The organism is Calothrix sp. FACHB-168, from assembly GCF_963889195.1.
GTDB classification, from domain to species: domain Bacteria; phylum Cyanobacteriota; class Cyanobacteriia; order Cyanobacteriales; family Nostocaceae; genus Aulosira; species Aulosira anomala_A.
In genome coordinates this window covers 154,683-167,099 of sequence record NZ_CAWPNJ010000001.1, presented here as the reverse complement: position 1 = coordinate 167,099, position 12,417 = coordinate 154,683, and the positions used below count along the sequence as shown (strand labels likewise).

Here is a 12,417-nt window from a genome sequence, read left to right as displayed (position 1 = left end):
ATGGAAGCTGTCAATGTAGCTTCTTGTCAAGTAGCGATCGCATAGCGAATCGACAGATAAACAATGGGCTAGAAACTTATGGTGATGGTTCCTGCTACTAATGCCAAAATTCTGATTGTAGATGACGACTACGGCGTCCGTAATTTGATATATCGCTTTTTAAGCCGCAAGTATCACATAGAGTCTGCCGCAGATGGCAAGACAGCGCTGACTGTATTTGAGCAAATGAACCCAGATTTAGTCATTTTAGATTGGAATTTGCCCGATACTACAGGCTATAATCTCTGCCAAGAAATGCAACGACGCACTAATGTATTAGTTCTCATCCTCACTAGCCGAACTGACGAAGCCGACAAAATCAAGATCATGTCCGCAGGTGCAGATGACTTTATGAGTAAACCCTTTAGCCTAGCGGAAGTAGAAGTTCGCGTCCAAGCCTTGTTACGCCGCGTCCGCACAGTCAACCCCTCACCAGCACAGCGCCTCGTCTTCCACAACCTAGCAATTAATCCTGAAGGAAGAGAAGTTACCCTCAACGATAAACCCTTACCATTAACTGCTTTAGAATTTAATATTCTCCATTTTTTAGCCAGCCATCCCGGTCAAGCTTGGAGTCGTACCCAGTTAATTCAAAAAATTTGGGGTTGTGATTATGTAGGAGATGGACGAGTTGTGGATGTGCATATCGGTCAGCTACGCAAAAAGTTGGAAGCAGATACCACTGTGCCAGAATACATTAAAACCGTTCGCGGCTTCGGTTACAAATTTGAGCCACCGGAGACTGCGGAATAGGGAAAACTAACAACTGACAACTGACAACTAACAACTAACAACTGACTACTCAAATAATCGTATATTTAATCACCTTAAGTATTATTTCCTTCACAAAAAGACATATTTAGGTAAAATTAGGTAAAGCAATTTTTGCACCTAATCACCTAAGGTATCAGCAAACCCATGCAGCTGAAAATCAGTGCATCCCGTCTCCCCATCGCGTCTCTACTACTCATCGCCCCGTTTTTCTTGTGGGGTACATCAATGGTAGCCATGAAAGGAGTGATACCCCACACGACGCCACTATTTATGGCCGGAGTGCGTTTGTTACCAGCTGGGGTTTTAATTTTAATCGCCGCCGCACTCATGGGTAGACCCCAACCAAAAGGATGGGATGCATGGCTGTGGATTGCTTTATTTGCTTTAGTGGATGGAACTCTGTTTCAAGGCTTTTTAGCAGAAGGATTAGTCAGAACTAGCGCCGGGTTAGGATCTGTAATGATTGATTCTCAACCCTTGGCTGTAGCTTTGATGTCCTTGTGGCTATTTCAAGAAACAATTGGTTTTTGGGGATGGCTAGGACTAGGATTAGGAGTTTCTGGCATTAGTTTAATTGGATTACCCGATGAGTGGATTTTTCATCTTTTCGGTTCTGGTGTAGAGATTAGCATTGGTAATTGGCAAGAGTTATTTGCTAGTGGTGAATGGTTAATGCTGTTAGCAGCTTTATCAATGGCTGTGGGAACAGTATTAATTAGATTTGTTTGTCGCTACGCCGATCCGGTAGTCGCTACGGGATGGCACATGATTATCGGTGGCTTGCCATTATGGGGGATGTCATCAGTTGTAGAATCCCAGCAATGGCAGAATCTTGTCCCATCTGATTGGGCAGCGTTGGGTTATGCGACAATTTTTGGTAGTGCGATCGCTTACGGTTTATTTTTCTACTTTGCTTCTAGCGGTAATCTCACTAGTTTGAGTTCTCTTACCTTTCTTACACCAGTTTTTGCCCTGCTATTTGGTAATCTCTTCCTTTCTGAAGTCCTCAGTCCCTTACAATGGATGGGAGTCTGTCTTACCTTAATTAGTATCTATCTGATCAATCAGCGCGATAACCTAGCAGCCAACAAAACTGTGACAGTCAGCGACACAACTACACAGCAGCAACCGATTTTAGAAGCAGCTACAGTCAAGAAGGCGAATCCCATCACTGTAGCTATCAGAGAAACAGAACCAGAAATTCAACCTTAGGCATCAAGTAAAAATAAGTAGTGCGTTCGCGTAGCGTGTCCGTAGGACAAACATCTTGCTCGCGCGGGCAAGACTTCGGCGTGAGCGCTCAGTCGAACGCTGCCCGCACTACAAATATTAAATTGTTCAACTTATTTTTACACGGCTCCTTAGCTAGATGTGAAAATCTTAAAGCATAATCAAACCCAGCCTGACACCAACAGTTACAGCTTCAGTCCGGCTAGAGACAGCCAGCTTTTGAAAAATAGATGAGATATGAAACTTCACCGTATGTTCAGATATTTGTAACTGTTTAGCGATCGCTTTATTACCTAAGCCAGAACCCAGCATTTCTAATACTTCAATTTCTCTGGGTGTCAGAGTAATTACGGGGGTAGTTGCCACTTTTTCCCGGAAGGAGAGTAAATCCAAAAAATCTGGATGTAGCACTATTAGCCCTTGCGCGATCGCGATCAACCCAGCAATAATTTCTAATTCTGTACTCTCACCGGGCAATATTCCCCGAATTCCAGAACTAATTGCAGCTTCTAAGTCAATAGTTTCTGGTTCTTCGACAATTATCAAGAATTCTAGAGAATCTTGCTCTTCTTGAATTAGCAGCAATTTTTCCCAGATAGATGGTTGGGGATTGCTACCTAAATCCAGCAAAACGACATCAGGCTGTAATTCGCCAATTTCCCTGGTTAAACTATCCAAGTCAGCTGCACTCCCCACCACCATCAGCTGAGAATTTGCACTCCCAACCACAGCTGCTAAACCCGCCCGCACTACAGGAGAAGTAGCAACCACTACCACCCGGATCATGTGACCTCCACAGCAGTTTTCCCGGCTTGTAAGTCAACATAAACTAGATATTGCTGACCGTTACGCCAAAGTTGTAAAGGTAATGATGTTTGATTTTGGCTTTGTTGTAGATAGTGGGCTAAGTCGCTGGTTTGAGTCAATAAATTTCCGCCAACTCCAATTAACACATCACCAACTTGCACCCCAGCGATCGCGGCGATGCTTTCCTGCAATACAGACAAAACCAATAAACCAAACTGGCGTTGTCCTATCAGCACAGGTTGCAGCGTCACCCCCAACTTAGGACGACTTCCAGCCAGTAAAAAGCGGTTAACAGCTAAACTGGGAATTGCCACAGCTAAACCGTTCACAACCATTGTATTAATTCCCACAACTCGACCGAGACAGTCAGCTAGCGGCCCTCCAGAATTACCAGGATACAGCCGAATATCAGCCATCACCGCTTGTTGATGACGCGCCTGAATTATTCCTGCGGTAACTGCACCACTATCCGCAAAAGGATTACCCACCGCCACAACTAACTCACCCACTCTCAATGCATCCGAATCACCAATAGTTGCAACCTGTAAATCAGAGGTAGAAATTTTCAAGGCGGCTAAATCTTGTTGCGGATCGAAATGGGTGCGTACAGCCTCAAATACTCGTCCATCCGCCAATTCTACTTTTGCTTTATTAGTAATTGCCACATGGGCGTTAGTAACTATTAAGCCATCACTTTGCCAAATTACACCAGAACCCACTCCTGAAGAATTGCTGTAAACCTTCACCGTACTATGGCGTAACTTAGCAGCGAGACTTGCTAACTCATCACTAAACTGGGTAACGATCGCGCTATTCATATTCACCTAAAAAACACCTCAAGCTATCGCACAGACAAATGACACTTGTACAGACGCGATTAATCGCGTCTCTAATAAATGACCATCAACTACCGCCTACCTCTCCTACCATGTCTCCCATGTCTGTGATGGCGATCGCTATCAGCCTTTTCCCTGTCTTCGGAACGTGCAGATTGCTCAAATGGTCGTTCGCCAATAGCGATCGCTATTTCTACCAAAACCCCACCCCGGACTAATTGCACTGGGACAGTTTTACCGACGCGATCGCTACTATTCAGCAACGCCATCACATCACCGGTATCACTGACAGTCATACCATCGAATTTCACTAACACATCACCTAACAGTACACCTGCATTGTCAGCTGGGCCCCCAGATTCCACATTGACAACAATTACACCAGTAGGTACAGTTAAATTTAAAGCGGCGATCAGATTATTTGGTAAGCGTACAGGTTGCATTCCCAAACCCAAATAGCCCCTAGCAATATGCCCTCTAGCCAGCAATTGCTCAACTACACGATTCACTGTAGCCGCAGGTATAGTTAAAGCTGTACCCCGCTTGCCTGATGTATTCATGCCTACTACATAACCTGCTGCATCTACCAATGGCCCGCCAGCAAAACCAGGGTAAAGATTCATATCTGGGCGGATAAATTGGTCGATATTACCACCAGCTATACTCTGCCAAGCACCGCTAACTACACTCACAGTACCTAAAGCCGCCCGCAAATCACCTTCATAACTTCTCGCTATTCCTAATACCAAATGACCTACTTTCAAGTTAGTAGCATCACCAATTTTGGCTACAGGTGTTTCTACAGTTTCCATCTGAAATACAGCCACATCAGTACTAGAGTCATGACCCAGGTGTGTAGCGGCTACAGAGCGTCCATCGGCTAGGATTACGGTGATTTCATCATAACGTGGCAGTGACTCATCGGAGGTAACAATAATACCTGGACGCCAGTGAATACCGCTAGGTGACATTCTTGTACCCGCATTGACTGCAACTACAGCAGTTCCCGCTTGTTCTACGGTATCAGCTATACTTTGGGACAATTCTTGTAATGAAGACATGTATTTTTACCATCCATTTTTTCGATGTTCATATCCTCACCTGTTTTCGCGATCGCTGACATCGGAAAAATGGGGAGAATTGACCCTGGAAAAATGGCTAGTACCGCTATTTTAAAAGTCAAAAGTCAAAAGTCAAAAGTATGTATTTTCTCGGAGATTTGAGAGATAAATCCGCTAAAGTTTACAACATTTACTTAAGTTTAATCATCAAAATATCAAGCATATTTAGTAGTTTGAGTAGTTTGCAACCAGCGATCGCTAAGTGTGATATTTAATTTGCTTGACTTGACAACAATAGTTATGAAACTGTAAATTTTAATTTTGTGACAAATATCTTTTGAAATCTCTAACTAAATTCAAGATGTTAACAAAATATCACTGATAGTTTACTTGTAAATAAAATAGCCATATCACACACTTCCTTTACAAGTAGTCTGATATATCCCTTAATCAAACAGCTAATAGCTTGACATAAACATCATATCAGTGGTAATTTTTCATCATATTCTCACCGTGATATTTCAGGTGTAGCTTCTGCGGCAAATGTTGTGAATTAAAAAGTCAGGATGAATACTAACTACAGCACCTAGACTTTTTATTTTGTTGCTCCTGCTATAGAGAAATCCCAGGCAAATTTTGTAGAGTTATTTTAAATCTAGTAAATCTAATATTATAAAGCATTTTATAAGTAAGTTTTATAAATTTTCCGTGAGCAAAACTTACTTAAAGAAGCGCAATTTCGCTATTAATTTATGTACATTTACCCATAGTAGTATTATCATATTAATAAGAGCTAAATAGCACAACTATCTATTGTGGCTATTTATACATTAAATGAATGCAAAACCGTGGCAAATACAGCATTGCATGTTTAGTTTGTACAAGGTTTCAGTCATAAATAATTTGCTATTTTTAAGTTAAAGTTCCTTTTTGACAAACAGGCTGGCAGTTAACTCTTCTATTTTCCCAAGCAAATAGTTGAGTAATTTGACTTTATTTATTGGGGTAGACTAACTGACCGACAGGTAAAAATTGATTTATGAACAACGGATTACATCCCGCGAAAACTGGATTGGTAGCGCAATCTCAACTATCTTCCTTTAAACCACAACTTGTTGAATTTAAGAACAATTCTAATTCTGGCTTATTCGCGCCAATTAAACCCAAAAAGGCTAATTATCAAGCATTAATTCAATCTTTATCTCAGCGATTTGCTAATCTTTCCATTAATCACAAGCAACTGATTGCATTAACAGCATCGCAATTAATTGGGATTGTTGGTATTAGTGTAGTAGGCAGAAGTTTAATATCTAGTGGGTTACAAAATATCTCCTTTGACCGCGCCAAATCAGAACTAGCGATCGCAGATATTAATTACAATACTAAAATCAATCAAATGGCTTTGGGATTGCTTAGTCAATCTGAAAATCCCACCTTAGTAAAAGCCGCAAGTTTGTATTCATCAGGACAAACTTTAAGTCAAGATTTACAAGCCGAAGTTAAGCAAATTCTGGAAAGCACCAGTAAAGTTAATAAAATCGAATATGTCACCTTAGTAGGCGAAAATTTTCAGATTATTGCCAACGCCAACACCAACCGCAATGGAGAAATATTTAATCCTGATAATTTAGTTAGTGATGTCTTAGCGAATCCGCAAACAATTAAAGCCAGCCGAATCATCAATGTAGCGGAGCTAAGTAAAGAATTACCAGTATTACCTGCTGGATTGAACAATCAAAATGCTTTGATTCGCTATACAGTCACACCTGTGAAAAATCCCGAAACAAATGCTGTTGTCGGAGCCTTAATTGCGGGTGAAATTGTCAATGGTAAAGACCAAATTGTCAAAGACACCTTAAAAGCCACATCTGGTGGTTATAGTGCGGTGTATTTACGCCAGCCAAACGGTGAATTTTCCCTAGCGACATCTTTAGATCAAGGCGAACTGCCCAATATTAATCAAGCCCAAAGTAACGTTAAATTACCCCAAAAAGATTTAGCTTTATTAGCAGCCGCAGCCAATGCCAAAGGTAGCCCCGTGACAGCCAAGATAAAATTAGGTAATCAAACCTATGCAATGGCTGCTCAAGCTGTACCCAATAAAATCATGGAAACAGATGAGCAAGCTACCAATGTTTTTGATGAAAAACCTGCTGCTATTTTAGTGCGAGGAACTCCAGAAACAGCAATCAATCAATTACTAGCAAATAGCTTTTGGGTAGAAGTAATTGCCGTTAATTTAGCATTAGTACTCGTAATCTTCTGGACATTAATTTTAAAGCGGGGAGTAGTTAAACCGATTCAGCAACTAGAGCAAACAGCCCACAAATTTGCTCGTGGCGATCGCTATGCTCGCAGTGAGATTTCTAGCAACGATGAAGTGGGACAATTAGCTAATACTTTTAATCGCATGGCAGACGCCATGACAGCACAAGCTATCCGCCTGGAAAATCAAGCCCAATTATCCCAGCTAGTTAATGAAATTACAGCGCGTTTTCGTGGTTCGCTAAACACAGCACACATCTTAGAGATAGCAGTTACCAGTACCAGAGAAGCAATCCAAGCAGATCGGGTTATTGTCTACTCTTTTGACGAAAATTGGGCAGGTAAAATCATTGCTGAATCAGTTGATAGTGATTGGCCAAGTACATTAGGGCAAGAAATCATCGATCCTTGTTTCATTAATAATTATGTAGAGAAATACCAAAATGGTCGGGTGCAAGTCACAGAAAACATCTACGCTGCTGGGTTAACAGATTGTCATATCACTCAACTAGAAGAATTTGGTGTCAAAGCCAATTTAGTCGCCCCAATCTTGCTCGATAACAAATTATATGGCTTGCTCATTGCCCATCAATGTTCTGCTTCCCGTAAATGGCAAGAATTAGAAATTGAATTATTGAAACAGGTAGCAATTCCCGTAGGTTATGCGCTAGAGCAATCTTACCTCCTAGAGCAAATAGACACCGCCCGTTATCATGCTGAAACAGCAGCAATTGAGCAACGTCAATACAACGAAGCAGTACAACAGCAAATACTCACTCTCCTCAAAGATATTGAAGGTGCATCCCAAGGCGATCTCACAGTACGTTCCGAAGTCACAATGGGAGAACTGGGTACTGTTGCTGACTTTTTCAACTCCATTGTGGAAAGTCTCAGAGCCATTGTTACCAAAGTCAAAACATCAGCAATTGAGGTAAATACCGCTATTGGCGAAAATGAAGCCGCCATTCACCAACTCGCCGATACCGTCATCAAACAAGCAGACGATATCAGCCTCAGTTTGGTGAGTATAGACCAAATGAGAGATTCTATCGCCACTGTAGCAGATAACGCTAAACAGGCTGCTGTATTTGCTCATACCGCATCTGGCGCGGCGCAAGAAAATGGTCAAGCCATAGATCAGGCGGTACAAAATATTTTCAAACTGCGTACCACAATTGGCGATACAGCTAAAAAAGTGAAGCGTTTGGGTGAATCCTCACAACAAATTTCCCAAGTAGTTGCTCTGATTAATCAAATAGCTATGCAAACTAACTTTTTAGCAATTAATGCTGGGTTAGAAGCTACAAGATCTGGTGTTGAAGGCGAAGGTTTTGCCATGATTGCCGAAGAAGTAGCAGCACTAGCGGCTAGATGTTCTGAAGCAACTCAAGAAATTACCCAAGTTGTCGATAAGATTCAACGGGAAACCAATGAAGTAGTAACAGCGATGGAACTAGGAACGAATCAGGTAGTAGAAGGAACTAGCATTGTCGAAAATGCCAAAAATTCCCTGAATCAGATTATCTATGTATCCCAACAAATTGATGATTTGGTGCAGTCGATTTCTTTAGCTACAGAATCTCAAGTGAAGACATCGCAATCAGTCAGCAAACTCATGCAAGATATTTATCAAGTCTCTAATCTCACGAGTACTTACTCCCATCAAGCTTCTCAGTCTCTCAAACAAACTGTAGAAATTTCTCAAGAATTACAAGCTACTGTGGAGACTTTCAAAGTTAATTAATTCTCTGATACAGGTAATTTCTATAAAAGAAAATACCCAGGGAGATTAGTTGAGCAAATGCTATGTATAGTCGGCCGATCTGTAAAGAAAAGATTAGACTTCTTGCATAAATATTGTCGCTGTGTTGATTAGGAGCTTGAAAAGCTCACGCAGAGCCGCAGCGAAAAGTCTGAGCGGAGGAAACCTCCGATCATAACTTTTCAAGACAGAGACGCAGAGAAGAATGAGAAAATTAGGACTTTTGCAAGAGGTCTATTACTCATAAGTAAAACCCGGATTTTCAATTCAGATCGGCCCAAAATTATAATTACAGGACTTACACAACAGTTAAAATATTCAACTACTGATACTAATTTACGTTACTCTTTCTTTCTTTCTTGTAAGAGAAAAAAATTGAGAGTTGGTAAATTTCACAAATTATTGAGGATTGCTATATGGTGAGCCAGCAGATAGCAGTATAAGCACAGGCTAAAGCTAGGGATGCAGAACAAGACAAGACATAGCCGTCAAGCTTATGGTTTAGCCAAAGATAATTATATGAAGAATTAGGCGAAACTATGCCATAATAATAGCCAAAAATCGCTATTAATGGTAATATATGCTTTTGATATCAAAATAAAAGATAATTCTATTTTCCGATTTTCATAACTTAATATTCCTGGGGATTATGAAGCCGCTTGGTAAAGTTTTACAACAGGCTGACCTCATTTCATCTGAACAGGTAGAGATGGCTTTACAAGAGCAATCCCAAATTACTGGATTGCGGCTTGGTGAAATTCTCGCCTTACATGGATGGCTGAAACAGGAAACTGCTGATTTTTTCTCGCAGCAGTGGCCGACTTTACTGGAGCAGAGAGCAAAACAGCCCTTGGGTAAATATTTAAAAGCAGCTGGTCTATTAAATGAACAGCAAATAAGCAGTATACTTGCTGAACAAACTCATAAAAAACTCCGATTTGGCGAATTAGCAGTACTTAAAGGTTGGTTAAAACCAACTACAATTAAATTTTTTTTGGATCATCTTGCTTTAGAATCCAAATTGCCGCAAAATTTCACTCAGCAGGGAGCATCTCCAAAATCAGAAATTCCAGCACAGATTAAACAATTAAATTTAGAAATGGTACTACCACAGCAGAACAATTTAAAAGTCTCGAACCAGGTTGAGCATTCCGCTTTTGCTGCTAATTCAGAAGAGCAAGAATCAGCAAGGGTAAGACTGTTTAGCCGTAGTACTATAAAGTTATTTAAGTTAGATGAAAAATCTAGTAATCCTGAAGTTTTACTAGCAGAAGTTTTAGCTTGGACAGATGGACAACCGATTCTTACCCAAAAGTTGTGTCGGTTACTGGCAGAATCAGAATTAGAGATTTCCACGGGTACAGAAGCGGCAATAGTGCAAGACTTGGTACAAAATAATCTGATTAATAATTGGGAAACTCAAGTTGCAGCCGATCATTTACAAGGGATAGCCAATAGCATCATTCACAATCAACAATGCCATCCCTTATTACTGTTACAAGTCTATCAACAGATTTGGCAAGAAAACGAAGTTTCAATTAATAGCAGTGCAGAACAAGCAGAACTGTTGCGGTTAAAATTAGTAGTGCCAAAAACAGACAAATTAACAGTTGCTAACCGCATTTATCAAGCAGTTTTTAATAACCATTGGATTGAACAAGAATCAGTAAAGTTAAAATTATTTAGACCAAAAAATAATGAGTCAAATGAACAACCTAGCAATGCAGAAGTTTTGCGGGCAGAAGTTCTGGCTTGGACAAATGAACAACCAATTCTCACCCAAAAAATTTATCAAATATTAGCAGATTTAAGATCAAAAATATCGGCTAATGAAGTAGCTAAAACAGTAAAAGAACTAGTAGAAACTCGCTTAATTCATAATTGGGAAACTCAAGTCGCAGCCGAGCATTTACAGGGGATACGCGACAGTATAATTCAGAATCAGCAATGCGATCCCTTGTTAATGTTGGAATTGTACCAGCGAATTTGGCAAGAAGGTGCAGTCCCAACTAATGGTAGTTGCGAACAAGCACAACTGTTGCATTTAGGATTAATAGTGCAACAACAAGACGAACTAAAAGTTGCTAATCGGATTTACCAAGCAGTTTTTAATCGCCATTGGATCGAGCAAGAATCAATTAGGTTAAGATTATTTAATCCCAACAATATTAAATTATATAAATTAGACGTAAAAGCGGCTTGTCCAGAAAATGTGATTTCGGAAATATTGTCCTGGACAGATGGACAACCGATTCTCACTCAAAAGCTGTGTCAGTTGTTAGCAGAATCAGAAATTTTGATTCCTGCTGGTGCAGAAGCTGTCACAGTGCAACAGTTAGTAGAAAATAAATTGATTCATAACTGGGAAACACAAATTGCATCTGAACATTTGCAAGGTATACATGAAATTTTGATCCGCAATCCCAATTGTGACTCATTATTGCTGTTGGAACTGTATCAGCAAATTTGGCAACAAGGCGAAGTAGCAAATGACGATCGCAGTAGGGAACAAACAGAACTGTTAAGAATCGGATTGGTAATTTTAGAAAAAGACAAGTTGAAATTGGGGAACCGCATTTACCAAGCAGTTTTTAGCCGTAATTGGGTAAGGGTAGAATTAGAGAAAATTATTCGTGCTTCTTTGGCACAAACAACTATATATAATTCTGTTCCCCCTACTTATACTTGGACTGTAAACAATACGGTGACTGCACCGGAAACCAAAGGTACTAAACGGTTTTTGGTGTTGCTAGCCATAGCTGCTTTAATGGTTTGTGGTTCTAGCGTCATGGTTTTAGGTTTCAGTGTCTTTAGATGGTTACAAGTAGAAACTATTTTTAAGCAAGGTAATGCTTTATTGCAGCAAGGAAAGCATCAAGAAGCAATTGATAAGTATAACAAGCTGTTAAAACTTGATAGTAACTACTACCAATCTTGGACTAATCGCGGCTATGCTCTAGCTGGACTGAAAGACTACAACCAGATGCTAGAATCCTGCACTACGGCAACTATCATTAATCCAGAAGCGGTTTATGCCTGGAATTGCCGAGGAGAAGCGCTGTATAATTTAAAACAGGCCAATGAAGCGATCGCGGCTTTTGATAAAGCGATTACCTATAACCCCAAAGATCCCGTATTTTGGATCAATAAAACTGAAGCATTACTGGCAATTAAACAACCAGATACAGCCCTAACCACGATTAACCAAGCCATAGATTTATTAAAACAGGTTTGGCAAACAGAACGTAAAGATGCCAATGCCAAAGAATTAGCGATCGGGTTTACCTATCAAGCTAGGGTTTTATTGCAGAAGCAGGAATATGAAAACGCTCTCCAAGCTTACGAGCAAGCCTTAAAATACAATCCCAACTACTTTATTGCTTTGCGCGGTAAAGGCATTGCTTTACAGAACCTAAAGCGAGACGATCAAGCGATCGCTCAATTTTATTCGCTGTTAGAACGTCCGCAATTAACTAAAAACGAAAAAGCCGAAGCTTGGTATTATTTGGGATTAAGTTTGTGTAAATTCGGACAATCGCCAAGAGCGATCGCGGCTTTTGATGAAGCCCTCAAACTCAAACCCGATTACCCAGCCGCAGAGCAAGGTAAAAAAGCTTGCCCTAATTAATCAAAACTGTCTCAA

At 40.4% G+C, this 12,417-nt stretch carries 7 protein-coding genes; 4 read left to right on the top strand and 3 right to left on the bottom strand.

The annotated features are described in order from the left end of the window. Positions 1 to 78 precede the first annotated feature (78 nt). Together AACW45_RS00680 and AACW45_RS00675 are read left to right on the top strand one after the other, a co-directional pair. On the top strand, positions 79 to 792 hold the full coding sequence (locus AACW45_RS00680; RefSeq protein ID WP_190626658.1) for a response regulator transcription factor: 714 nt from the start codon (positions 79 to 81) through the stop codon (positions 790 to 792). 165 nt (positions 793 to 957) lie between these two features. Continuing rightward, positions 958 to 2,025: a DMT family transporter gene (locus tag AACW45_RS00675; protein WP_190626656.1), complete on the top strand. Its 1,068-nt coding sequence runs from the start codon at positions 958 to 960 to the stop codon at positions 2,023 to 2,025. Between the two features lie 168 nt (positions 2,026 to 2,193). On the opposite strand, the gene AACW45_RS00670 is transcribed toward AACW45_RS00675, so the two are convergent. From AACW45_RS00670 to AACW45_RS00660, 3 genes are all read right to left on the bottom strand, one after another. Continuing rightward, positions 2,194 to 2,829 (bottom strand): response regulator transcription factor, encoded by a 636-nt coding sequence (locus tag AACW45_RS00670; RefSeq protein WP_190626654.1) that lies wholly within the window; start codon positions 2,827 to 2,829, stop codon positions 2,194 to 2,196. Continuing rightward, the gene (locus AACW45_RS00665) at positions 2,826 to 3,668 is read right to left on the bottom strand and encodes a S1C family serine protease (protein ID WP_190627466.1); all 843 of its coding nucleotides are present in this window, start codon (positions 3,666 to 3,668) and stop codon (positions 2,826 to 2,828) included. Before AACW45_RS00665 ends, AACW45_RS00670 begins: the two co-directional genes overlap by 4 nt. Before the next feature lie 89 nt (positions 3,669 to 3,757). After that, a complete protein-coding gene (locus AACW45_RS00660) occupies positions 3,758 to 4,747 on the bottom strand; it encodes a S1C family serine protease (protein ID WP_190626652.1) in 990 nt (329 codons plus the stop codon). Between the two features lie 1,039 nt (positions 4,748 to 5,786). Between AACW45_RS00660 and AACW45_RS00655 the strand changes: the two genes are divergently transcribed. Together AACW45_RS00655 and AACW45_RS00650 are read left to right on the top strand one after the other, a co-directional pair. After that, complete coding sequence (locus AACW45_RS00655; protein WP_190626649.1) at positions 5,787 to 8,756, top strand: methyl-accepting chemotaxis protein; 2,970 nt, start codon at positions 5,787 to 5,789, stop codon at positions 8,754 to 8,756. A gap of 667 nt (positions 8,757 to 9,423) precedes the next feature. Next, positions 9,424 to 12,402 (top strand): tetratricopeptide repeat protein, encoded by a 2,979-nt coding sequence (locus AACW45_RS00650; RefSeq protein WP_242045427.1) that lies wholly within the window; start codon positions 9,424 to 9,426, stop codon positions 12,400 to 12,402. Positions 12,403 to 12,417 lie beyond the last annotated feature (15 nt).